Source organism: Chengkuizengella sp. SCS-71B (assembly GCF_040100845.1).
In the GTDB taxonomy this organism is placed as follows: Bacteria; Bacillota; Bacilli; order Paenibacillales; family KCTC-33759; genus Chengkuizengella.
In genome coordinates this window covers 193,885-218,905 of sequence record NZ_JAZHSH010000001.1, presented here as the reverse complement: position 1 = coordinate 218,905, position 25,021 = coordinate 193,885, and the positions used below count along the sequence as shown (strand labels likewise).

The 25,021-nt window shown below is 31.9% G+C and carries 20 protein-coding genes; 6 read left to right on the top strand and 14 right to left on the bottom strand.

What is annotated here, in order from left to right:
* Positions 1-52: 52 nt before the first annotated feature.
* The 6 genes from VQL36_RS01090 to VQL36_RS01065 form a co-directional block, all read right to left on the bottom strand.
* Entirely contained in the window at positions 53-487 is a 435-nt protein-coding gene (locus tag VQL36_RS01090) for a hypothetical protein (RefSeq protein ID WP_349247536.1), read from the bottom strand.
* Between the two features lie 122 nt (positions 488-609).
* Positions 610-1,761, bottom strand: coding sequence for an HBL/NHE enterotoxin family protein (locus VQL36_RS01085; RefSeq protein ID WP_349247535.1), 1,152 nt, complete (start codon positions 1,759-1,761; stop codon positions 610-612).
* 44 nt (positions 1,762-1,805) lie between these two features.
* Positions 1,806-2,960 carry an HBL/NHE enterotoxin family protein gene (locus VQL36_RS01080; RefSeq protein ID WP_349247534.1) on the bottom strand — a complete coding sequence of 385 codons (1,155 nt, stop codon included), beginning with the start codon at positions 2,958-2,960 and terminating at the stop codon, positions 1,806-1,808.
* 1,027 nt (positions 2,961-3,987) lie between these two features.
* Positions 3,988-4,848 carry a DegV family protein gene (locus VQL36_RS01075; protein ID WP_349247533.1) on the bottom strand — a complete coding sequence of 287 codons (861 nt, stop codon included), beginning with the start codon at positions 4,846-4,848 and terminating at the stop codon, positions 3,988-3,990.
* Positions 4,849-4,962: 114 nt separating this feature from the next.
* Entirely contained in the window at positions 4,963-5,826 is an 864-nt protein-coding gene (locus VQL36_RS01070; protein WP_349247532.1) for a DegV family protein, read from the bottom strand.
* A 224-nt stretch (positions 5,827-6,050) separates the two neighbouring features.
* On the bottom strand, positions 6,051-7,526 hold the full coding sequence (locus tag VQL36_RS01065; RefSeq protein WP_349247531.1) for a PLP-dependent aminotransferase family protein: 1,476 nt from the start codon (positions 7,524-7,526) through the stop codon (positions 6,051-6,053).
* A gap of 126 nt (positions 7,527-7,652) precedes the next feature.
* On the opposite strand from VQL36_RS01065, the gene VQL36_RS01060 reads away from it, so the two are divergent.
* The 3 genes from VQL36_RS01060 (at position 7,653) to VQL36_RS01050 (ending at position 10,595) form a co-directional block, all read left to right on the top strand.
* Positions 7,653-8,573, top strand: a complete 921-nt coding sequence (locus VQL36_RS01060; RefSeq protein ID WP_349247530.1) for a DMT family transporter — start codon at positions 7,653-7,655, stop codon at positions 8,571-8,573.
* Between the two features lie 167 nt (positions 8,574-8,740).
* Entirely contained in the window at positions 8,741-9,607 is an 867-nt protein-coding gene (locus VQL36_RS01055; RefSeq protein WP_349247529.1) for a DMT family transporter, read from the top strand.
* 70 nt (positions 9,608-9,677) lie between these two features.
* Positions 9,678-10,595, top strand: a complete 918-nt coding sequence (locus tag VQL36_RS01050) for a DMT family transporter (RefSeq protein ID WP_349247528.1) — start codon at positions 9,678-9,680, stop codon at positions 10,593-10,595.
* Positions 10,596-10,913: 318 nt separating this feature from the next.
* Here the strand turns inward: VQL36_RS01050 and VQL36_RS01045 are convergent, their stop codons facing one another.
* Positions 10,914-11,039: a hypothetical protein gene (locus tag VQL36_RS01045; RefSeq protein ID WP_349247527.1), complete on the bottom strand. Its 126-nt coding sequence runs from the start codon at positions 11,037-11,039 to the stop codon at positions 10,914-10,916.
* A gap of 20 nt (positions 11,040-11,059) precedes the next feature.
* Positions 11,060-12,301: a helix-turn-helix domain-containing protein gene (locus tag VQL36_RS01040; RefSeq protein ID WP_349247526.1), complete on the bottom strand. Its 1,242-nt coding sequence runs from the start codon at positions 12,299-12,301 to the stop codon at positions 11,060-11,062.
* A 189-nt stretch (positions 12,302-12,490) separates the two neighbouring features.
* Between VQL36_RS01040 and VQL36_RS01035 the strand changes: the two genes are divergently transcribed.
* Positions 12,491-13,840 carry a helix-turn-helix transcriptional regulator gene (locus VQL36_RS01035; protein ID WP_349247525.1) on the top strand — a complete coding sequence of 450 codons (1,350 nt, stop codon included), beginning with the start codon at positions 12,491-12,493 and terminating at the stop codon, positions 13,838-13,840.
* Positions 13,841-13,867: 27 nt separating this feature from the next.
* On the opposite strand, the gene VQL36_RS01030 is transcribed toward VQL36_RS01035, so the two are convergent.
* Both VQL36_RS01030 and VQL36_RS01025 read right to left on the bottom strand, forming a co-directional pair.
* Positions 13,868-14,875 carry a 3-oxoacyl-ACP synthase III family protein gene (locus tag VQL36_RS01030; protein ID WP_349247524.1) on the bottom strand — a complete coding sequence of 336 codons (1,008 nt, stop codon included), beginning with the start codon at positions 14,873-14,875 and terminating at the stop codon, positions 13,868-13,870.
* 171 nt (positions 14,876-15,046) lie between these two features.
* Complete coding sequence (locus VQL36_RS01025; RefSeq protein ID WP_349251092.1) at positions 15,047-15,694, bottom strand: oxidoreductase; 648 nt, start codon at positions 15,692-15,694, stop codon at positions 15,047-15,049.
* A gap of 209 nt (positions 15,695-15,903) precedes the next feature.
* On the opposite strand from VQL36_RS01025, the gene VQL36_RS01020 reads away from it, so the two are divergent.
* Positions 15,904-16,968, top strand: coding sequence for an acyltransferase family protein (locus tag VQL36_RS01020; protein ID WP_349247523.1), 1,065 nt, complete (start codon positions 15,904-15,906; stop codon positions 16,966-16,968).
* 153 nt (positions 16,969-17,121) lie between these two features.
* On the opposite strand, the gene VQL36_RS01015 is transcribed toward VQL36_RS01020, so the two are convergent.
* The gene (locus tag VQL36_RS01015; protein ID WP_349247522.1) at positions 17,122-19,188 is read right to left on the bottom strand and encodes a glycoside hydrolase family 64 protein; all 2,067 of its coding nucleotides are present in this window, start codon (positions 19,186-19,188) and stop codon (positions 17,122-17,124) included.
* Between the two features lie 768 nt (positions 19,189-19,956).
* On the opposite strand from VQL36_RS01015, the gene VQL36_RS01010 reads away from it, so the two are divergent.
* The gene (locus VQL36_RS01010; protein ID WP_349251091.1) at positions 19,957-21,621 is read left to right on the top strand and encodes a glutamine--tRNA ligase/YqeY domain fusion protein; all 1,665 of its coding nucleotides are present in this window, start codon (positions 19,957-19,959) and stop codon (positions 21,619-21,621) included.
* 106 nt (positions 21,622-21,727) lie between these two features.
* Here VQL36_RS01010 and VQL36_RS01005 read toward each other — a convergent pair whose 3' ends face one another.
* The 3 genes from VQL36_RS01005 to VQL36_RS00995 form a co-directional block, all read right to left on the bottom strand.
* The gene (locus tag VQL36_RS01005) at positions 21,728-23,380 is read right to left on the bottom strand and encodes a M56 family metallopeptidase (protein ID WP_349247521.1); all 1,653 of its coding nucleotides are present in this window, start codon (positions 23,378-23,380) and stop codon (positions 21,728-21,730) included.
* A gap of 35 nt (positions 23,381-23,415) precedes the next feature.
* Positions 23,416-23,802: a BlaI/MecI/CopY family transcriptional regulator gene (locus tag VQL36_RS01000; protein ID WP_349247520.1), complete on the bottom strand. Its 387-nt coding sequence runs from the start codon at positions 23,800-23,802 to the stop codon at positions 23,416-23,418.
* A gap of 144 nt (positions 23,803-23,946) precedes the next feature.
* A complete protein-coding gene (locus VQL36_RS00995) occupies positions 23,947-24,837 on the bottom strand; it encodes a hypothetical protein (protein WP_349247519.1) in 891 nt (296 codons plus the stop codon).
* Positions 24,838-25,021: the final 184 nt, after the last annotated feature.

The following is a 25,021-nucleotide window of genomic DNA, read 5'->3' as shown; positions in this document are numbered from 1 at the left end:
TCATTATGATAAACAGAAAAAATCAAATATTTGATTTTACTTTCCGGTGTGTTCACTCCTCAGTCTTTAACTCATTAATAGCACGATTGATTTTTTCAGGTAGTGTTACCTTCTCAACTTCACCAAAAGGAGTATATGTAATGTAAATGTTATTGTAGCTTACACTCTCATCCGAATAGATCCAAGGAATTTCTTCCATCGCTTTCAGTCTCTCCTTTTCACTATCAAATACATAAATATTGATTTTACTTTTTTCACCTTCAACTAAGTAATTATACGATTCACCAATGGAGAGATCTGTTTTGTCATCAAGTTTTAGTAGGACCCCATTTTGTTGTAATAAATCCATGATTTTAAAAATATGAACGGGAGACCTTGAAGAACATGCACTTAATAAAGCAAGACTCATAATCATCATTAGTAAAAATTTTATAGATGTATACATCACAGTTGATGCAGCATACTTTCGGATGAAATAATAAAACATGTACCTTTCCTCCCTTGTTCATAATGATAAATTAATATTCTTACCATTTTTTCCAAACCCTCTTGGAACAATCATTGATCATGATCGTCCAAGAAGGCTTTGTTATAATGATTTTAATCTACTTAAAGGTTTTTTTCTGCATAATCATAACCTAACTGTATGTGTTTCGCAAAATCATTAAGTTGCATTGCTGCTTTTTCTGTGTCTAGAAGTTGAGGTACTACCCAGAATAAATTATCCCATTTACCATCATCTATAGTTTTTATGACAGCACCTATTTTTTCATGTACATCAAACCAATACGTTTTCAGACCTTCAGTACTATGTTTTGCTCTATCGGAATTAGCATGTAAAACTACTACGTCATCTTTAATATTTGTAAAAATGGTCATTTCATATTCTGTTTGTACTAGATCTTTAGTCTTTTGGGCGATGTCATCCATAACTTTATCCCTTTCTGCATTCAAAGCTATTATCGTTGCTGTCAAAGCTCCGAAAGCAATTAAACCAACAATCATCATGCCTCCACCAACTAATGGGAATACACTAGCAACCTTTGCACCTATAAGCCCTAAAGTTATTGCTCCTCCAGTTGCAAAAGCTATATTAGAAATCTGCATATTTATTTCTGCAAGTCTAGTATTTAATCTCTCTATTTCTCTATTTAATTCTGCTACTAAACCAGTTTCTCCATCGACTGCTGCTTCAATTGTATTAAAATCTGTCTGTAGATTGGATACAATACTTGAAAGGGTATTTCTATAATCTATTAATAATCCATGTATATCATTTGCATTTTTCTGATAGCCTTCTGCTCTTTGTTTTAATAGATTAAGTCCATATTGAAAATTTTCCATATCATTTGCCTCTGCAGTTTCTATCAAAGGATCAGCAAACGCGTCATATGTGTTAGTCCAACTAATAACATCTTGAGTTACTGTTTGCATTTTTGGTTTTACAACATCTAACCAATGTAACGCAGCTGTATTAATATCGCTAAGATGAACTTGTAAGTCGGTAACTACTCCTACATTAAGGGCAATTTCTTGCATTTTATCAAATACGATTCTCGTATTTTGTTGAGCACTCATTGCGTACGCTTCTACTACAAGGAAATTCGTAGCTGAATCTTGTAAACCTCTTTGTAAATTTTCAAAATCAGGAAGAACTTGTACTTGTTCATTAGCAGACACCGTAAGATTTGGACCAATGGTACTAAAAACTACTAACATAGCTAATAAAAAACAAATCATTTTTTTTGTAAACATGTTCATAAATAACCTTCTCCCTTCAGATTCTTTTATAATTTTACCCCTATTTAATTTCCTATTTGGTCGTAAAGTTCACCATCTAGATTTATCTCCGTCGAAGAGATATGATCAAAAGCTTGAATCGCTTCAGACTGATCAGAAACAAGTTGCATTGAATCTCTAAGTGGTGTTAATATATCATCTACCAAATAGTTAATACTAATAGAATTATTTAACCTAATGTTATCCATTGTCTCATCTAAATCACTTATAACTGAACTTATAGTTCCATCTACATTTTGAATGACGGTTTCATCTATTAAGTTTGCAAAGTCATCCATCGATATTTTATTTGCTTCCATCATAGATACATCTTGATTAAGAACAAATATTTCTCTTGCCTTAGCCGCTATTTTTTTGTTTACCTCGTGAATTTGTTTGCTTATTGTTGCTAAAGCAATTGCTGAACCCACTATAAAAGCGATGCCAACAAGAATGCCTAAACCTGCAACAGCTCCAAGAGGAGCAGTCATGGTAGCAATTGTGTAGATTAAAGCGCCTCCTGATGCGAGTGTTCCTATGACAGAACCTGTCAAGCCTAGAATTAATTCTTCTTTAGTACTTTTTAAATCTTCAAGCTCTGTTCTTAAGCCTTCCAACCTACTTTCTGAGTCAGTCGTTGCAGTCGTAATTATAGTAGAAAATTCATCATGTTCGACCCTAATCGTTGAGTTTAATGCTTCAGTTTTCTTAAAAGTATCATTTGTATGTGCTTGTATATTTTTTAATTTATCACGCAAAAGTGTTAATCCAAAGATAAGTTGATTTTTACTCTCAGGATCATCATTAACACTTTGAGCTAATTCTACAAGAGGGTCATGATAAACACTTACTGAATTGTTGAAATTAATCATATCTTGGATCACTTTTTGATTTTGCTTTTTGATACCGTCCAACCATAAAGTTGCATTATTTTGGACTGAAGTTTGCAACTCAGTTAATCTCTCATAATTCGGAATAGATAATTCCTGTTGTACTAATAATTGAAGAACACTTTGAGTTAATACAACCTGTTGTTGTCCAAGATCCAGAATATTATTTTCTAAACTTTGAACAGATGCAATTAAATCGTTATTTGCTTTTGCTTCATTTGGTATAAAGAAAATATTAGCGATCATAATTGATATCAATCCAGTGACTAGAATCTTCCTTACTTTCTTCACGTTTAACACTCCTTCCTTTAATGACTGATAACTCCTTAATTTCTTATGACATTACCATTCATGATTTACTATTGATTTCTTTGTGAATATGTCTTGGAATATTCGTTTAGTATCAGTCCTAAAAGTTCAATCTTACTTCATTTGTTTAAAGCATTAAGTTGTTACAGTAAAAAAATATTGCGATTATATCTTTTAGGCTATTGCTAAAAAAAGTGATAACAATTTGACTCTTTTCTATGTTTAAGCATTCAACTGACCGATCGAAAACCAAGCAGAAAGTCAGTAAACCTAAACTAAAGCTTTTCAAAGTAAGAACAAATTAGAGATTATTATTTATCTTTTTCAACTATCACTCCTTTACTATTAAACTAAAGTACATCAATTAAATAAGTAAACGGTTACATTTTTCCCACCCCCTTTGATTAATTATTTTGTTGTAACTAACTAATTATAGTAATATAAATTAGTTAGTTACAACTAATATAATACTATTATTTTCATATTATTTCAATATATTAAAAATATATATATAATTTAGAAATTTTATACTATATTAGTTATTAAGTTTGTTATAACTATACAACTCGTTATTTACGTTAAAATATATATTTGCTAATAATGACAATTACCTTTCTCATTAAGGAGAATATACACTAAACGACCGAACTATTCGAAGGTAAACTTAATATACTTCTAAATTATGCTTACAATGTATATAAATGTCAAGAAAAATATACTAATTGTTTAATAATGTATATTTATGTCATATATTTAATTATATTATATTAACATAAAATATAGATAAAAGTCCCTATTATTTACAAAAAAAGTTTGAAATATTCATAAAATTAGGAATATTTCATGTGCTCACAGCATGGGTGCAATTTATTTGAGGTAGTTTTGTCAAATTCATATGCAAGGAAATGAGTGAAATAGAGAGTATTGATATACAAGAAAAACACCTTCTAAATTGTCGTTTTCGTTTACGACATCAGAGGTGTTTTTATGTGAGAATAGTATAAACTATTTAATTTAATTCTTCCTTCGTATAATAAGCAATTCCAATCGTACCTGGTCCTACATGCAAGCCAGCTACTGGACCTATGGGAGCTAATCCCACCGCTTTATCAATTTTTTCTCCAATTTTATCTGCAATGGATTTGGCTTGTTTTTCACAATGAATATGATGAATGATAACGTCACCTAAACCATGTTCTTTTATACTTTCATAAAACTCATTAACCATTTTTTCAAGTGCTCGTTTTTTGGTTCTAGCATTGCTAAAAACGCCAGTTTTACCATCTTTCACTGTAAGGATCGGTTTAATTTGCAACACGGAACCTATTAAAGCTTTAGCAGTGCCGATTCTACCACCTCTTTTTAAATATTCCAATGTTTCTGGAACAAAAAGAATACGACTTCTCTTTAAATTTCTTTGCACTGCTTCTATGATTTCAGAAACTGTTTTTCCTGCTTTTGCTGCTCTAGCTGCTGCTAATGTAGCAAATCCCAACTGCATAATATTCACTCTTGAATCTATTAATTCAATCTTTGCTTCAGAATATTTTTCTAATATAATATTTTTAACCATTAGCGCAGTTTCATAAGTGCCACTCATTTCTGAAGAAACAAAAACACCTACAATCTCATGTCCATTTTTGATGTAATTTTCAAACATTTCATGGAATTCATCTACAGAGGGCTGAGAAGAACTAGGCAAATCATTTCTATTGACTAATTTCTCATAAAATTTATCTTCATCAATATCTAATTCCCTTTCACATCGACCTTCATCCACAACATTTTGTGAAATGACAGAGATATCAAATTGATTCAATAAAAAATCAGGAATATAGGAAGTACTATCTGTAATAATTTTAACTGACATTTTTTGTCCACCTTCATATGTAAGTCTTTGCTAGTCCATTTATACCATTGTATTACAACGTTTGTCTATGGTAAAAATCATGACATTTCACAAATCCATTCTTTGTTCATGATTTTATAACAATAGTTCCTTTTCGGTGTAATAGACAATTCCAATCGCACCAGGTCCTACATGCGTGCCTACGACTGGACCAATTGAACAAATATGCACCTTTCTGCCAATGGTGTCTTTAATTGTATTGGCTAACTCTCTTGCCTCTTCCTCGCACTGGATATGGTGCACGATGACATCACCTAAACCAAACGTTTTTATATTTTCAAAAAATACATCTGTCATTTTTGCAATTGCACGTTTTTTAGTTCTTATTTTATCGATCACATTTGTTTTTCCGTTAAATACAGTTAGAATGGGTTTGATTTTAAGAACGGAGCTTAACAAAGCTTTAGCGGAACCTATTCTTCCTCCTTTTTTTAAATAATCCAACGTTTCTGGGATAAAAATAAATCGACTTCTTTCGATATTGTCCTTCACCGCTTTAACTACTTCTCTTATGCACTTACCTACAACCGCTTCTCTTGCAGCTGTTAATGCAGCAAAGCCCAATTGCATGCTGTTTGACCTAGAATCTATAATTTCTATGCTTGCTTTAGGATACTTTTCCAAGATCATATTACTTGCTAAAACTGCAGTAGAATAAGTCCCACTCATTTCTGAGGAGATAAATATAGCGACGATATCATGATTTTGTTTCACTAAATTTTCAAAAACAATGTAAAAATCATTCACAGATGGTTGTGAAGAGGTAGGAAGCTCTTTGCTTTTAGATAACTTTTCATAAAAATAGTCAACACTTACATCCAATTCTTTAAATGATTCATCTTGAAACGATACACTTAGGGGCACCACTGTGATATTATACTGCTTTTGCATTTTTTCTGGGATATAGGACGTGCTATCGGTTACAACTCTTATAGCCATGTATTTCTCCACCTTAGTTTACTTTTTTCATTGGACACTAACTTGTTTTATTCTTATTTTACTCATTGTAATCTATATTAACCCTAAATCACACTCATTTATTTATTGTCTTTCATAGGTATCAATATATCATCCTGTTCGTTGTTATTAAATAGGTCTTTAATCATATGTTTGTATATGATCTTTTCTACTAATTGTCAGCATAATACTTATTTACTATTTTTTTAAAACAAAGGTGTATCTTCTGTAAAAGGATTTAAACTTTCCATATGATTCTCAACTACTTCTTTAAACAATTTCAGTGCTTCTTTATAAGTATTTAAAGATAAATTGCCATAACTAATTCTAAGATGATTTACCTCAGGTTCGTTTGGATAACACATGGCTGAAGGCAAGAATAAAAGTTCTTGTTTTAGAGCATCAATTAATAAATGTTCTGTATTCACATGCGTTGGGAAAGTAATCCACATAACAGGTCCACCATTCGGAACAGTCCATCTTAACCCTTCAATATTTAATTCATTTAATGTGGCAATTAATAAGTCTCTTCTTAACAATAGCAAGTCATTCATTTTTTTAAAATGCGCTTCAAAATTGAAAGACTGAATAAATCGTGCTATAATTCTTTGATTTAATAAGGGTGAACCAAGATCAGAAACACTCTTAGCCGCTTTTAATTTGTTTAAAATTTTCCCATCTGCTATAATACATCCTACTCTATAACCAGGAGAAATCGGTTTACTAAAGCTTTTCAAATAAATGACATGTCCATTTTCATCTATCGCTTTCATAGGTTTTGTAGATCCTTCAAACCTTAATTCACCCCAAGGGTCATCCTCTATAATAATGACATGAAAAGCTTGTGCAATTTCAACTAATTGCCTGCGTTTCTTTTCACTAAGAATGGTACCTGTTGGATTTTGAAAAGTAGGATTTGTATAAATAAACTTCGGTGAAAACTGCTCACACATTTGTAATAAAACGTTTAAATTCATACCTTCTTCATTTGTGGGAACCGTTTTGATTGTAACACCACGGGATTTTAAAATATCTATAATTCCAATATAGGTAGGAGCTTCAACAAATACGACATCCCCTTCCCCAAGAAAGGTTCTAGCAATAAGGTCTAGCCCTTGTTGAGCACCGCTAGTAATGACAATTTTGTCAGCAGAAACAACTAAACCTTCATCTACCAAATATTCACTTACAACCTCTCTCAAAATTTGATCCCCAGGTCCAGGACTATATGAAGACAAGATGGTAGGTTCATCTTGAATCACCTTTGTACTCATTTTAATTAATTCTTCTATTGGTAATAATTCATGAGCTAAATTCGCAAGGGATAAATTGTATTTATGCTGTTTTGAGAAAGATTTCATCTCCTTCCACGTTTGCGCCCTTGGCAAAAAGTCTTCAATCATGTTTTGCCAGTTGTAAGGATTGACCTCTTCCGTTTTCTTAACCCTTCTTTTGACGTAGCTTCCTTTTCCTTGTCTTCTTTCTATTAGCTGTTTCTTCTCTAACTTTTCATATGCTTTTTGTATGGTGACCAAACTAACTTTTAACTGTTCAGCCAATTTTCTAACCGAAGGGAGTTTTTCGCCTTCAGATAATAACCCCGAAAGAATACGGTCAGAAATAGACTGAAAAATTTGCTCTGGAAGTGAAAGATCCGTTTGTTTTGATAATGTAATTTTCATTTATCTTCAACTCTCTTCTTACAACTGTTATAATATCTGTTTTACTGTTATACACATTATACCTTATTATTACCCCAATGTAGTAAATTTTTCTTGTGAAAATAAACATCATAGGGAGAGGGTCAAATGGTTATTCTAAATTATTTAGTGGTTTGCTTTATATTTGGTACGACATTTTTTGCAATAAAGGTAGGTATCGACGCAGGTGTAGACCCTATTTTTTCTGCATCTTTAAGATTTATCATTGCAGGGTTTTTGGTTACACTGTTTTTTAAAATACGTAAAGTTAAATTTCCTTCTATAACAGTTTTAAAACAGATAGTGATCGTTGGATTTTGTATTACTTTCGGAACCTTCTCAACTTTATATTGGGCTGAACAGTACATCCCTTCAGGATTAGCTGCAATATTATCCGCATTTGGACCTATTATGATATTATTATTAAATAAATACGATGAGAGATCAAAATTCTCTTCTATACAGATATTGGGTTTAATAGCTAGTTTGGGTGGTGTCATATTCATTGCATTGCCTGGAGTAAAAGGTGATATTCATTTATTGTGGATGTTTGCTTCTATTGCCATTGTTTTAAGCCAGTTTTTTTATAGTTTTGGTACGATCCGGTCAAAAAAAATTATGGCTGGGAAATCTGAAATCTCTCCATTTTTATTAAATGGCCTTCAGATGTTATTTGGCGGAATCATGTTATTAATTTTTTCTTTAATCTTTGAAAAACCTACAGTAACAGCATTAACGCACGTATCTGTCTTACTTTCTATTCTTTATCTAATTATTTTTGGCTCAATCATGGGGCATGGTTTATTTTATTGGTTAGTAAACAAAACGAACCCTGTTTTCCCGTCTACATGGTTATATGTTTCTCCTATTATTGCCATGGTATTAGGCATTATATTTTTAGATGAGGCTATCCAAACATTATCAGTCATAGGATCGTTCATGGTATTGGCAGGAGTATTCTTAACAAATCAGAATACATTAGCTGAATATTATCGAAAGGGAACATTGTTTAAGTTAAACCAAAAATAACAAAATTAGAAGTCAATCCCCTAAATTCAACATTCATACTTCGATCATGGTCTAACTATAATCATGATAAGATACCTATTATTAAATGATGTTTATTTGCTCCAATTACATAATTGGGAGGATAAACCTACACATTTAAATCAATAGGCTGATCGAGGGGAAATTATATGAATCGTTTTTTATACGGAATACTAGTTATATTGGCTACTTCTCTTATGGGGTCTTCTTTTGCAATAGGGAAAATGGGATTATCCTACATATCACCACTACTTCTTGTTGGATTGCGCTTTACATTGGCTGGTTCTATAATGGTTCTATGGGTGAAAAAAAAGAAACTTCCTTCATCCATTTGGAATTGGGGTAAGATATTTACCATTGGACTTTTCCAAACTGCTAGTGTTATGGGCTGTATATTTCTTAGCCTTAGAACAATTACAGCAGGAGAATCCTCCATATTAACTTTTATTAACCCACTTCTTGTCGTGATCATGGGAACAATATTTCTTAATCTTAAATATCGACTTTACCAATGGATAGGAGTCATGATAGGATGCCTAGGAGTGATTGTTACACTAGGATTCCATTTGCAGTTAAAATCAGGGACTTTATTTGGCTTAGGGGCAGGGCTTTCCTGGGCTATTGCAACGATTTTGGTGAAAAAATGGGGATCTCATTTTGATATATGGGCATTAACCGCTTATCAAATGTTATTTGGTGGATTAATGCTCTTACTTTTAAGCATAACGATTGAAACTCCCAGACTCATTCTTAATAGTGAATCTTTTCTGATCGTACTATACCTTGCCATTATGGGTTCGATTGTACAATTTGCCACATGGTATTACCTACTTAGTTTAGGTGATCCAGGGAAAACTAGCGCATTTCTTTTTTTAGCTCCGTTTTTTGGCGTATTGTCAGGATGGTTGATACTTGGAGAAATAGTACAATGGTATGTGTATTTAGGAGGTTTGTTTATTTTTATAGGTATCTTTCTAGTCAATTGGACTCCTAGTATGAATACTCAAAAAGAATAAAACTTTATTCATAATCCTTATAAAAATTATTAACTCATAAATTTAACAATAATAGAAAGTAGGAATAAAAATGCCCCGTATACTCTTTATTGTACTTATATTACTCAGCCTCATTTGGGGTGGATCTTTTTACTTTATCAAAATATTACTGGAAGACTTCGGCCCATGGACCATTGCTTTTTTACGGTCTTCTTTCGGTTTAGTTACCATCGTTCTGATTATGCTCATATTACGAAAACCTTTTGAATTTAGAAAAATGTCTTGGGTTCCGTTAACGATTATGGCTTTAATCAATACGGCGATTCCTTGGACCTTCATTGCATTTAGTGAAACTAGATTATCAAGCAGTATGGCCTCTGTATTAAATGCGACAACTCCACTGTGGACCATTATTGTTGGTATTGTATTTTTCCGTGCAGCTACCAATCGTATGCAATGGTTAGGAATCGGAATTGGTTTAATCGGTCTGATTATCTTACTTGATATCGATCCTGTTCATATTATTTCAGTCGATTTGCTTGGATTTGCTTGTATGATCGCCGCTACCCTTTGTTATGCATTTGCATCTCAACTATCTAAACGATTACTCAAAGGATTATCTATGTATCAGATTACTTTTTGTACTTTGTTTATTGGTTCACTTGGAAGTGGTAGTGTTGCTCTTTCCATTGAATCAATATCGATATCCCATTTAGTTTCTTGGACAAATATCTCTGTGTTAATCGGTTTAGGTGTATTTGGTTCAGGTATTGCATACATTCTCTTTTATTATCTGGTTCAAAAGGGAAGCGCTGAATTTGCGACAATGGTAACTTATCTTATACCTGGTACTGCCATCATTTGGGGATACACGTTACTTGGTGAAGAGGTTAAATGGAGTTTATTAGTGGGGCTAGTATTTGTGCTTAGCGGTGTATTTTTATCTAGTAAAAAACAAGCAAATAACATTGTTGTAAGTAAAAAAACAGACTATATTCCCAATAGATAAAGTGATTCAATATCTACATACGGTTCTGAATATAGTCTGTTTTCTTTTGCCAAGCTTATTAACAAGCGTGGCAATTCTTAATTATCCAGTTTCAAACATGAACATGGACTCCAAACAATAAATATATTTACAGCCTAAAAGGGAATGAATGTTTCAACTCACTAATGAAAACGCTTTCTGTTTTTATTTCTTTTTAACATGGAGCACTTTCCTTAGGTTAAAAATAATGATGCGATTTTTAAAAATATTTTTTTAAAAGACTTAAAATAGAGGTAGGTTTTGGTAGATGGAAAGACTTCTAATTCATAAGCCTTATTCTTAATTTATGGGAGTATTAGTAACAGATAATATTTCAGGATGTTCTTCTACACCAGTAACGGCTGCGAATGCTGTCATGATAAAAAAAATAGTTAACAATAAACTTATAATAATTAACTTTTTCATGAATACACCTCCTTTTCCCATTAACTCATCGTAATAATTTTTTTATAAAAATCACTAGACTTTTTATATTTCCCACAGTCATAGTAGTATTCTCCTAGCTTTGTGTAAATCTCAATAAGCATATCTCTAGTATAATTTATTGTAAAATATTCAACTGCCTCATTTTCAAGATAATCTCTTGAGTGCCTCTGTCTAATATCTTTCATTCCAGCAATTGATCTTAATTTATGTTCCGTTAATTTCCATTTATTTTGTATTGCTAATTCCAACCCTTTATTTAACCACTGTTTAATTTTATATTCTTCATTTAAATTTATGTATGCTTTTATTATATATACGATTGTATTGCAATATAATTCAGTTTTTTCTGATTTGTATTCTAACGATTTATAGTAATACTCTAATGCTTTTCGATCTTCATTTTTTTCGTAATATAAATATCCAAAGTTATGATATATACTCCCTAATCGTTTTTGATCATTTAACTTTTCAGCAAATCTTAATGAGCTGTTCAAATTTGCCTTAGCATCCTCAAACTGATTTAATCTTATGTAATTAATGATTAAAATACTTCTAGTGTCGATCATGCGTTCATAATCAAAATCACTTTGATAATAGTCCAATGCTAAATCAGCATAATAAATAGCATCATAAATATGAAATAACCTACTATGAGCCAAAGACAGAGTGTAATACACATTTGGATCTTTCTCAAGTGACTGTATTTTCTTTGAAATTTGATGCGATTTTATTAATAATTCTAACGCACGATTTAGATCATTTTTAAAATAAAAATAAACACCTTTCAAGTGATAAAACATATATAATTGATGGTCAGACAACAATTTCTCAACATCGTCTAGTTCATCAATTAATTTTACACATTGATTCAACTCCTGTTTGTATAAATAATGTCTAATATGAACTAATTTATACTGAATAATTGTAGTTGGATTTGTGATACTCACGATATCCAATTTACACTGTTCATATGTTTTTTCTATTTGCTCTACATTTCTACTACGTATCGCTTCATACCACTCATTTATTAAATCTAGTGTTTTACTTTCAAATTCCTCATCATTCATTGAATACTGAATGTCTAGCTTTTTAAAAAGTAAAGAGATAATTTCGTCACTGGCTTCCGTATTTTGATTTTCAATTTTACTTAGATAAGGAATAGAACATACGCCTGCCGCAAGCTCTTTTTGAGTCATTCCTTTTCTAATTCTATTGTAATATATTCTTTCTCCTAATTTCAATGCAAACCCTCCAATTCCAGGGTTGGGAAATATACCGCTTTTTATTGATTTATTATACCACTTCAATTCAAATTTTCCCAATATGATATCACTTTAATTTATGTTAGGATATGTGAAAATTAGTATTTCACTTTAACTTGGCATGCTTTGTTTGTTTAAAGTATCAAAATGAAATATTGAGGTGGGAAAATGAAAATAGGAGAAAAAATAAGACTGATAAGGAAAAACAAGAAACTTACCCAAGGGGAGTTAGTCGAAGGTATCGCATCTGTAACATATATATGTCGTGTAGAAAACGGAAAGGTAACACCATCTCCTTCATTTTTAAAGCAAATTTCAAAAAAATTAGGGCTGACTATTGAAGACCTAACCAACACATTAGATGATGATAGGAATAAATTAGAACGAATCATCAAAAATAATAAAAATAATGTGCAATCATTAAGCGAATCTCAATTAATTTATTTACACATGAATGCTTTGGAAATGCATGCACAAAATGACTTAGCTAATATTTATGGAATCCTCATCCATTATTATACATTGAACAACAAATTTACTGAGGCTGAGAAATTAGTTGGGCAATCGGTTAAAGTCATTAATAACAATAATATTGATAAAACAAACTATAATCATTTCTTTTACTATAATAAATGCATTGGAAATTATTTTTACGCCAAGCAGTCATTTGAAGATGCAAAACATTATTATTCATTAGCAGAAAGTTATATTGTAGATGAATCGAGTTTAGAAAGCGGTAACTTGTACTTTAATATGAGTCTGGTATATCAACAAATTTTTGAGGAGGTTAGTATTAACTTAATCTATACTAATAAAGCTTTAGCCATATACAAAAAACACAATCATAGCGAAAATTTAATCAAGACGTTGATATTATTATCTCAACAATACCGTGACCTTAACCGCATAGAAGATGCACGCTCCCATCTAAAAAAAGCACAAAGTTTATTATTTTCACAACAGGAGCTGAATCATGTATTAAATGCAGAGATCCAATATAACATTGGCAAAGTATATCAAAAAATTGGCAAGGATCAACATGCTACTCAATATTTCAAAAGTGCAATAGATATTTCACAACCATTCATCCAACCAAAAAATCAAAACATGAAGCACTTTATTCCTCATCGAAACATATATGCCTATGCATGTAAAAGTTTAGTAGAGGTTTTTTATAAACAAAAAAATTGGAAAAACGCTGACTTTTATTTATCTACAGCTTTCGATTTGGTATCCAATAACCATCTATCACATTTGTACATAGAGCTAAAAGCGATGAAAGCAAATATATTAAAATATAGAGAAAATCACATATGTTATGAGAAAGAAATGAAGGAAACCATTCAATACGCATTAACCAATAAACATTATATACTTGCAAAAACACTTGCTACTGAATTAGGAAATTATTACTTTGAAAGTAAATACTACAAAAAATCTGTGGATTACTATAGGATAGCACAAAGTCACAATCAAAACTTTCTGGATTCATCTGTTGAATTCTCAACAGTGCTGTAAATTCTATTTATTTGAAATAAAAACGATCTATACTTGCAATAAAGTACACACCCAATGCATGCCCGATCCTATTCCAATGAGCGCTACATAATCTCCATTTTGTAATTCGCCTGTTTCTAAATAATATTTTAAACCTATTAGTTGATCAGATGCGCCCATATGGCTAAATTGAGAAGCCAAATTAGCATTCGTTTGACCTACAGGAATGTTAAATTCAATTGCAAAATCATTCATTTCATTTTCATTATCATGTAAATAAATGACTTTTTTAAGGTCTGAAAGTTCAATCCCTGCCTTTTGACAAGCATACTCAACAACCAACCTATTTCTGATGTGAACTAATTTATAAAAATCCATTAATTGCGCATGAACTTCTGAAAGAGGAGAAGAATGGTTATCTGTATCTGTACTTTTATTTTCAACACTAAAGGGCGTAACTGCAACTCTCCATTCATTTCGTAAAAGAGGTGCGTACATTCCATCAGAAGCAGTCTCAGTAGTGATCCATTTACAATAATTATGATCCCTTTTTATTACTGCAGCTACAGCCCCATCTGAATGCAGATAGGCATTATATGTAGCACGATTTTTATGATTATCACAAAATCGATTTGCAGTCACGATCAAAACATTTTTATACTCAGGGTGTATAGCAAATTTACCTGCAATAGCATCAAATGCCATTAAACCGGAAGTACATGCTTGATTAAATACTTGAACTTCAGCTCGATTAGCACCTAATTTATGCTGCAGCTCACACGCAGGATCCCAATACATATGCTCAGGAACTTCGCTTATTGCTAAAGCAATATAATCAATATCCTCTGCATTCATCCCTGAGTTTTTTAATGCTTCTTTGGAAGCTTTGAATGCTAAATCTGATTGGCTAACTTCAGGAGGAGCAACATAAAAATATTTGTAACCCCAACTCTTAATCTTATCAATGTTTGTTGTATACTTTGAAATTTCATCCTCAACTTTGTATGCTTCACCTAAAGCTTGACCGAACCCAATTATACCGTAAGCACTAGACACCTTAATCCCTCCTAATACATAGACTCTATAAGTATCCAATACATAATCAAATGCACATTAAATCTATGTACTTATATTTTATAGGGTAAGTCATGTAAAATTACAGAAGTAAAATTTTTTTAATTTTAAGTGTCTTAAAGTAAGAATTACAAGAGAAATTTTCTGAACCTTTTATATTTCATCTGATAAATAAATGAATACACCCTTTTTCCTACTTTTTGCAGCATTAAGCATTCCTTGAGCTACGGTTGTTGCATGTATAGCTCTATACTTTTTTAAAGGACCAATAAAAATAAAAAAAAGTGCATTAAATAGAATTTCTGCTGTTTTTTCACCAAATCTAAATTCTTTTCGATCCCCTATTAATAACGAAGGTCTAAAAATATGAAGTGTTTCAAAACCAATGTTTTGTAACTCTTGCTCTAACCTCCCTTTAATACGTGAGTAAAACGTTAAGGAGCTAGGATTTGCTTGCATAGCACTTATAACAAGGAACTGTCTTGCCCCCATCTTATTAGACAACTTTGCTATTTGAAGTGGGTACTCCACATCAATTCTAGTCATCGTTTCTTGTGTTTTTGCTTTTTTTATCGTCGTTCCCAAACAACAAAAAACATCATCCACTTTAAAAATTTGTTCATCTTTGTTTAGTTGTTCAAAGTCAACAATGACTTGTTTTAATTTCGGATGTTTGATATGAAGTGACTTTCGTACAATCGCTGTAACACTATGATATTCATTACTTTCAAGTAAATAGGTAAGCAATTCACTTCCAACCAAGCCACTAGCTCCTGCTATAAGTGCTGATCTTTGCACAATTTCCAACTCCCTTTTCCCATGAAAAATTGATCTAAATCATATATAAACGAATCCATACATTTATGTTTACTTAAGTATAGCATTCTTTGATTGATATTTTGGCAATAATTGAATCTAGTTTCTTTTTCCTTTATTTAATATGATAGTTTTATAGCTTTTCATTTTGTTTCATGATTCAATAAATTTTTTTAACATCTAAGAGGTTAATTATGATAAAAGAATGGAATTTATTAAGAGTTATAGCTTGTCTTAGCATTGTTTTTTTACACAGCACAACTCAAACTGGCAATCTAACTGGATATCCCAATAATGAATTATACGAGCTATTAAGAATTCTTTTATGTTATGCTACCCCAACATTCATTATCTTATCAGAGATGATCTTAGCTAATCGATATCCTGATCAATTACCTGATCAATTTTGGCAGAAGCGATTGAAGTGGATTTATGTGCCTTTTTTAGTATTTGCTGTCATTGATGCCATCATTGTAAAGCAACTATATTCAAATATCGACTTACAGAAAAAACTGCTAGATAATATCTTTTTAGGTAGTTACGAAGGGTATTTCATTTTAATAGTTCTTCAATTTTATGTATTACATTACTTTGTGATTCGTTTTAACATTCCAATACGAATTCTCATCCCCATTAGTTTTATTGTAATGGGAATTCATTTGTATTTGTTACATACGAATATACCGTTCGTTCAAGAATATAAAGCGGAACTAAAATTACCTTTTACTGCATGGTTTGGTTACTTCACAATTGCTTTTTTAATTGGTAGACATTATAAATTCTTTTCCAAAACGTTATTTAAATATAGATGGTATACAATCTTGGGGTTATTAAGCTCAATATATATTGTTTATTTCAGTTACAAATCAGGTATCGTGGGTGTCAATTCAAGAAGGTTTGATTTAATTCCTCTAACCTTTTCCATTAGTTTAGCAGTGATGGCATGGGGTCAATTGATACCAAACCTCCGAATCGTAAATTTAATAAGCAAATATTCTTTTGGTATTTATTTAGTGCATTGGCAGGTACAAAGGTATATTGCTCCATATACAGTGGAGTGGTTCAATCATACAATTACTCAAGTTTTGGGGCTATTTGTGATTACTTTACTCATTACTTTTATATTGATTTATTTAATTTCGTTATTACCTTTTGGGGCTTATATCGTCGGGAATACAAAAAAGCATAATTATAGAAGGAAAAAGAAAATGAATTTAACTAGTACATCGAAATACAAAACAAGGCTAAAACACCTCTAGTTATTAAATTATAAACTTTCTGAATCAATAATTTGAGGAATCTCACAATAATGTTGGTATAATGTTAAAATACTGAAAAAAGCTTGTGGAAAAAGCAACTCCTACAAGCTTTTTTTCATATTTTTTTTCAAAACTTTTTAAATAAACTTCATACTACCAACCCACATTAATGAATAATGCGTCAGGATCATGATGTTCTAATAAAGTACTATAATTTCTAACATCGTCATAAGCAAATCCATAAGCTAATCCATCTATGCTATAGTCATGCCAAAATTTTGCATAAAAGTTGGCAGTATCATTTTGATAAAAAAAATCAGAATTACCCCAATTTGCAGGATCGTACATAATACCTCTATTTAAAGCAGCGCAAACTTGAGCTTCTACTACTTTTTCATCCGGACTACCTGTATCCATCGGTCCTGAGCACTCAAACACTTCAAGTGTTGTTGGTTTATTTCTAATGAATAAATCATATGGACCACCGTTTTTAGAAAAGACAAAATCATCTCCTATTACATGACCACTGAATGAACCAGCTTCGGCTGTAAATGTTAGTTCGTTAGTTCTATAATAGTCCCATACTTCATTAACGTAGTTATCAAAGTAATTTCCGTAAATTCCTTCAGGCTTAAATTCACCTTTTCCAGGGGCAACAATTCGATATGGCTCTTCAACCAGGGTTTGAAATTCTGTTGGCATTTCATTATTAAATGCAGTAAATATTTGGTCACGAGTGTAAGTCTCACCAACGATTCTATCATAACCGTCGGAAGCCACTAATCTAGTAGTGATTGGGAAACTGAATTGGTCAACTCTTGTGGTATTTCCATGATACCCCCACTGATCAATTGTAAACTCAATCCACTCAAAATAAATGTCTTGGTTCGGATCAGTTGGATTGTTCAAATCTGGTCCAGCAAACCCTACTCTGCCATCAGCAGCCATATTTAGTTTGATATACATTGGACTTCCCATACTAATGAACATTCTACCAGAATCAATTTCCGGCATAGAAACCCAATCTGTTTCACTCATTTTATTAAAATAATTAGCATAATTCTCACCATTTTTCGTTAAATGACCAGGTGCATCGTTGTCACTGACTGAACTAGCAATTAAATTCCCATTAGCATCAACATAACTAAGCTGTCCTGTTGCTTTGTTATAACCATAAATTGCCCAATAAATTTCATCATCTGAATACTGTCCATTTGTTCCATTTTGCAATTGGAAAGTCATTACACCGTTACCTGTAGGAAAATCAGGGACATCACCAGGATCTGTCGGATCCGTTGGGTCTGGATCAACTGGATCTGTTGGGTCTGTTGGGTCTGTTGGATCCGTTGGTGAAATACCAGTTGATTTTAGAATCATTTCATCAATACGAACGATCTTTGCAGTTCCCACACCTTCAAAACGAATATATTTAGCGTTAACAAGGTTTGCATTAAAATCTGCTAATGGGACTTGTATTGTACTATAGTTTGTTGTCAGATTCCCATAGTTAGATAAAGATAGGGAATGATTAGAATCATCATTTAAGACTAAATTAATATATTCCTCTTCTCCTCCTGATCCACCTTTTAATACTAACTCTAAAGTATCATAAGCAGAAATATCTCTATTAACGAATTGATCAAAAGATTCAGGAGAGCTGCCTCCATTAAAGAAGAAATACAGATTTGCATTCCCTTCTAGATTGTAAGTACCACCGTTTCTTACAATGGCTTGACCTAAGTCATTTTGATTCCCGTTCCATTGTATCCATTCATTAAAATCATCCACAATAAGAGGTGGGGCATCCGGATTGGGTTCAGGGTCTGGTGTCGGTTCTGGTGTCGGTTCTGGTGTCGGTTCTGGCTCAACTACTTCACCATGTGTCCCAGTAAACCAAGATGTATCGTAAGCAGGTATTCCATTATTGTAAGTAAAAGAATAACTTACAACATCTCCAGCTTGTAAATTGTTTAAGTTATGTGTAAAAGTACTCCCATTTTGATTCATTCTAACATTTTGTTGTACACCTGAATTTACTTTGTAATGAACATCAACCCAGCTTGTATTCACATTAGATGTAAAAGAGATTTGTGATGAACTTGAACTTACTGTTTTTAATTCAGCTATATAATCATCTGCAGCAGATACGAGATTGCCAGTAAATAATGATGATAATACTAACGATAGCATTGATGTTATCGATACCATTTTTTTTAACATATTTTCTCCTCCATGACGTTTTTTAATCGTTTTTTAACATTTGAAAATAAATTTTATAATTTAAAAGGGTTTTTATTATTCTTGTGGAATTATATAAATATAATAATTTCTGATGTATATTTATAATAGTGAGTTATTTATTATAAAAACAATAAATTCCTAGTTACACAATAGAACTGTAATAATCAAACTTGAACCATATTTTTTTAACTTCATAACCACCTTATTAATACTTACCTTATCAGAAGATAAAAATCATACAGGTCATATTGTAATATTATTCTCACTATGTATTGTTCAACAAGAATTTAAGTAAAACTAGCAATAAAATTAAACAACTCTTTTTTAAAAGAAAAATAAAATTTGTTAAATTAAAATAATTTTGAAAACGATTTCTATATAAAGTTGTAACTATAACTTTAATTGTGAACAACCACTAAAAATATCTCTGCTTTCCTCCTTTCTTTTTAATCTCTTTTCCTCCCACTCCAACCATTTCATTCAATTATTGAAATTTTGAATGTATATATAACCATAACATATGCATTATATGAATTCTATAGTAAAAATGATGCATAATCATGTAAACTAAAATGCGTATAACTAGTCAAAAATATAGAATAAGGTCAGATATGATAGTTCATGTTAAAATAAATTATGGTTCGTTTCTAATCAAATAAGAATGTTGGAAAAAACTTTTTATATATGTTATAAATAAGATTAAATTTTATGTGAACATGATCTTTAAAATAAGGAAGGTTGAAAATGATGGAAAATAACACATCTAATATTATTAGACCCATTATTCAAAAAGATTTAGAAACAGGTAAACGTGACCATGTGATCACTCGTTTTCCACCTGAACCGAATGGCTACTTACATATTGGACACGCAATGTCGATTATAACTAACTTTGATCTTGCCGATGAATTTAATGGGAAAACAAACTTACGCTTTGATGATACCAATCCTTTGAAAGAGGATGTGGAATTCGTTCAATCCATCAAAGAAGATGTACAATGGCTTGGTTTTGATTGGGATGGGTTATTTTTTGCTTCAGATTATTTTGAAGAAATGTACAATCGAGCGATACTATTAATTAAAAAAGGGTTAGCTTATGTGGATGATCTATCAGCAGATGAAATCCGTTCTTATCGTGGCACTTTAACTGAACCAGGTAAAAACAGTCCTTATCGTGATCGAACTATAGAAGAAAATCTTGATTTGTTTGATCGTATGCGTAAAGGTGAATTTGGGAATGGACAAAAAGTATTAAGAGCTAAAATTGATATGAGTTCATCTAATATCAATATGAGAGACCCAGTCTTATATCGAATTGCACATACAACACATCATAATACTGGAGATAAGTGGTGTATTTATCCAATGTATGCCTTTGCTCATCCGATAGAAGATGCCATAGAAGATGTGACACATTCGATCTGTACACTTGAGTTTGAAGATCAAAGGCCTCTATATAATTGGATTATTGAACAAACCGAAATGGAAAGCACTCCTCAACAAATTGAATTTGGTCGTCTAAATTTAACAAACACAGTGATGAGTAAACGTAAACTAAAGCAGCTAGTAGACGAAGGGTTTGTGGACGGATGGGATGATCCCCGTATGCCTACTATTTCTGCTCTTAGAAGAAGAGGTTTTACTGCAGAAGCCATCCGCACCTTTATTCGTGAGTTAGGTGTAACAAGAGGAGACGGAGCCGTTGATTCTCGAATGCTTGACCATTATGTTAGAGAAGATTTAAAACTAAAATCACCCCGTACGATGGGGGTTCTACGTCCTTTAAAAATAGTGATTACCAATTACCCAGAGGGACAGGTTGAGATGTTAGATGCGGAAATCAACCCTGAAAATCCTGAGATGGGGATAAGACAAATTCCTTTTTCAAGAGAAATTTATATTGAACAAGAGGATTTTATGGAGAATCCACCTAAAAAATATTTCCGCTTATTTCCTGGAAATGAAGTTCGATTGAAACATGCGTACTTTATTAAATGTGAAAATGTGATAAAAAATGAAAATGGAGAAGTCATTGAAATCCATTGTACCTATGACCCCGAAACAAAAAGTGGTTCAGGATTTACGGGACGTAAAGTAAAAGGAACACTGCATTGGGTGGATGCAAATCATGCAATTCCAGCAGAATTCCGCTTATACGAACCATTGATATTAGATGAAGAAGAACAGCAAGTGGAAGAAAATGCTGAAGAAAAAACATTCTTAGATCATGTGAATCCGAGTTCTTTACAAGTTTTAAATGGATTCATTGAGCCCAATATGAAAGATGTAAAGCCGCAGGATAAATACCAGTTCTTTAGACACGGTTATTTTAATGTAGATCCAAAACACACAACAAAAGATCATATTGTGTTTAATATGATCGTATCCTTGAAAAGCTCATTTAAGCTGTAATTTAGAAATTTCTTTCCGTAAACTCTTCAAACGTAAAAAGAACCTCAAAAAACACTTTACTTGTGATTTTAGAGGTTCTTTACATAAGTACGGTAATTTTTTTTGATTATTCATCTTCAACCGTTTCACCTTGGGTTTCGGCTTCCATTAGATAGATATTATCCACTTCTTCTAAGATTTCTTCAATCGTTTTTCCTTCTGTTTCTATACCTACTTCTTTTGCTTCTTCCATTAGATAAATATGATCCAGTTCTTCCATGATTTCTTCAACCGCTTTCCCTTCTGTATCTATACCTACTTCTTTTGCTTCTTCCATTAGATAAATATGATCCAGTTCTTCTAAGATTTCTTCAATTGTTTTTCCTTCTGTTTCTATACCTAATTCTTTTGCTTCTTCTAAAATTAGTTCAGTATCAAAAATTTCATATGATGGGATATCTATATTGACCCAAAAATCATCCAACACGATCACTTTTTCTGCTGTAAATTGTTCTGGAAATAATGATGTCATATCACTATATAATACTTTTACTTTTTGACCTACTTGCAAATCATCTAACTGCAAATCATTAGGAATAGAAAACCAAGCTCTATCGGAATCTGTTTGTACATCTTCCTGAGAATCCCCTTCAACTACGAATATTCCATTCATATCTTTATCACTAATATAGCCTATATATTCTACTGAGCTCTCAGTATTTGTACTCCCCATAGCACTAGTTAACCCTACTAAGCCAATTCCTACTGCTAATACAGCAGCCGTAACAGATTTTTTAAATGACGTTTTTTTATACGTTTTTATTCTCAATATTCTTCTTTTTATCATCTTTTTGTTTTTTGCCATTCCCATCGATACAGGAATCAAATTAGGTTTGGATAGTTTTGTTAAAACAGTGATAATTGTTTTCCCATATTCCAAATGCTCTGATTTCTTTAAATGAGATAAAACATAAGCATCACATGCCACTTCACCATCTTCACGCATTCTATAAAAGGCATACCAAACCAAAGGGTTAAACCAGTTGATCGCTTGAACGAATAAAGTAATCCAAGTAATGAAGATATCTTTTCTTTTTAAATGAGTAAGCTCGTGCAAAAATACATATCTTTTCTCTTCATCTGATAATTGATGTATTATTTCTTTTGGCAGTAATAGTTTGGGACGAATCAACCCTGTGATTGAAGGTGTGTTTATTGCATCATCATAAATCATGATAATCTTATCTCTCATCTTCATTTCAATTTTGCAATTCGCTAAAAGTTTAGTAAACTCTACATCTTCGCATCTTGATTGTTTCCTAAGTTTCCAATGAAATCGCGTATTTACAATGAGAAACGTTAACAATATGATAAGTGTACCTGTAATCCAAATGATTCCTAATACCTCGTAATTCAACTTAAAAGTTTCATTCACTTGATTTGGAGTAAGAGCAAGGGACTCCTGTCCACGGTTAGCATTTTTATCCGTATTCGGTATTATAAAATTGTTGTCTTTATTATTGAAAACTTCTGCATTACTTATGTGCTGTGTGGAATCAATCTGTTGTAGTGTTTGGGGAAATAAATTGAAAATACTCAATGAGCTTTCTGGTGTATACGGAATGATTAATCTTAATATAACAAGGAACCAGATATAGTAATGCCATTGGGGATTCAGTTTATCTTTAAAAATCAATTTTACTAATATGATCATTCCTATGACAACACTACTCATCAATGATAAATTTAAAATGGTTTTAAATAATGATGTTAGGTCCACTAATTCTCCTCCTTTTTATTGAGGATGTCCTTACACTAAGAATCCTTTTTTTCTTCAAGAATGAGTTTTAATTCTTCAATCTCATTTTGAGATAGTTTTTCATCTTTGATGAAATTTGCAATAAACATTTTAACGGAACCTGAATATACTTTTTCCAAAAATGATTTTGTTTCTACTCTCTTACACTCGTCCTCAGTAACAAGTGGGAAAAAAGAATTTAATCGAGATTCTTTTTTTACTCCAATCGCTTCTTTTTTGACTAAACGACTAATGAGTGTATGAATCGTTTTAGGGCTCCAACTCGTATCTTTTTTTAATGCATCAATAATTTCAGATGAAGTTAATGGTGAATTTCTCCATAATACTTTTATTATTTTCCATTCAGCTTCTGATATTTTTGGGAGATCTTTAATTGGAATCACTTCCTTACATTTGTAGTCTTTAGATACATACTACAGCCATAATATTAGTTTTGTCAAGTAAACTCTTAAAAGAATCTTGTATGTTTAAACAATTCAAAATAATAGAGCTGCGCACAGGGCACAACTCTAAATTTTGAATCAAAATCAATCGTATAGTTCCTCTAACTGTAAATTTTCATACATTGTATCTTCTGTTTCTATTCCTCCCTCCATTAGATAGATATTTATCAATTCTTCTAAGATTTCTTCATACGCTTTACCTTCTGTTTCTATCCCTGCTTCTTTTGCTTCTTCCATTAGATACTTATTGTTCAGTTCTTCCAAGATTTCTTCTACCGTTTTACCTTCTGTTTCTATCCCTGCTTCTTTTGCTTCTTCCATTAGATACTTATTGTCCAGTTCTTCCAAGATATCTTCTATCGTTTTACCTTCTGTTTCTATTCCTGCTTCTTTTGCTTCTTCCATTAGATACTTATTGTCCAGTTCTTCCAAGATTTCTTCTACCGTTTTACCTTCTGTTTCTATTCCTGCTTCTTTTGCTTCTTCCATTAGATACTTATTGTCCAGTTCTTCCAAGATTTCTTCTATCGTTTTACCTTCTGTTTCTATCCCTGCTTCTTTTGCTTCTTCCATTAGATACTTATTGTCCAGTTCTTCTAGGATTTCTTCTACCGTTTTACCTTCTGTTTCTATCCCTGCTTCTTTTGCTTCTTCCATTAGATACTTATAATCCAGTTCTTCTAGGATTTCTTCATACGTTTTACCTTCTGTTTCTATCCCTGCTTCTTTTGCTTCTTCAATTAGATACTTATTGTCCAGTTCTTCCAAGATTTCTTCTATCGTTTTACCTTCTGTTTCTATTCCTGCTTCTTTTGCTTCTTTTAAAATTATTTCATGATCAATAATTTCATCGTAAACAATTTCATTAGCACCAGCATTTGTACTCGCAAAAGCACTCGTTAACCCGACTAAGCCTATTCCTACAGCCAATACAGTAGCTGTAATAGATTTTTTTAATGATATTTTTTTAAACATATTAATCCTCCTTATTTTTTTATCGTTTAAGTAGTAGCATGAAATTTAAAATTCTATATTTTACAGTCATATAATCAAGGTGAGAATGGTGTCAGGACTCCAGTTCGATTCTTTAAAACAATCATCATTTCAAATGAAAATACTGGGTGATATTTTTATAATGCTTTTATTACACTCCACTCTT

Bases quoted from the DNA above. Each gene is read 5' to 3' on its own strand.
- VQL36_RS01050 (WP_349247528.1), top strand. From the start codon at position 9,678: ATGCCCCGTATACTCTTTATTGTACTTATATTACTCAGCCTCATTTGG.
- VQL36_RS01045 (WP_349247527.1), bottom strand. From the start codon at position 11,039: ATGAAAAAGTTAATTATTATAAGTTTATTGTTAACTATTTTTTTTATC.
- VQL36_RS01020 (WP_349247523.1), top strand. From the start codon at position 15,904: ATGATAAAAGAATGGAATTTATTAAGAGTTATAGCTTGTCTTAGCATT.
- VQL36_RS01085 (WP_349247535.1), bottom strand. From the start codon at position 1,761: ATGAACATGTTTACAAAAAAAATGATTTGTTTTTTATTAGCTATGTTA.
- VQL36_RS01010 (WP_349251091.1), top strand. From the start codon at position 19,957: ATGGAAAATAACACATCTAATATTATTAGACCCATTATTCAAAAAGAT.
- VQL36_RS01015 (WP_349247522.1), bottom strand. From the start codon at position 19,188: ATGTTAAAAAAAATGGTATCGATAACATCAATGCTATCGTTAGTATTA.
- VQL36_RS01075 (WP_349247533.1), bottom strand. From the start codon at position 4,848: ATGTCAGTTAAAATTATTACAGATAGTACTTCCTATATTCCTGATTTT.
- VQL36_RS00995 (WP_349247519.1), bottom strand. From the start codon at position 24,837: ATGTTTAAAAAAATATCATTAAAAAAATCTATTACAGCTACTGTATTG.
- VQL36_RS01070 (WP_349247532.1), bottom strand. From the start codon at position 5,826: ATGGCTATAAGAGTTGTAACCGATAGCACGTCCTATATCCCAGAAAAA.
- VQL36_RS01035 (WP_349247525.1), top strand. From the start codon at position 12,491: ATGAAAATAGGAGAAAAAATAAGACTGATAAGGAAAAACAAGAAACTT.
- VQL36_RS01090 (WP_349247536.1), bottom strand. From the start codon at position 487: ATGTTTTATTATTTCATCCGAAAGTATGCTGCATCAACTGTGATGTAT.
- VQL36_RS01055 (WP_349247529.1), top strand. From the start codon at position 8,741: ATGAATCGTTTTTTATACGGAATACTAGTTATATTGGCTACTTCTCTT.
- VQL36_RS01065 (WP_349247531.1), bottom strand. From the start codon at position 7,526: ATGAAAATTACATTATCAAAACAAACGGATCTTTCACTTCCAGAGCAA.
- VQL36_RS01060 (WP_349247530.1), top strand. From the start codon at position 7,653: ATGGTTATTCTAAATTATTTAGTGGTTTGCTTTATATTTGGTACGACA.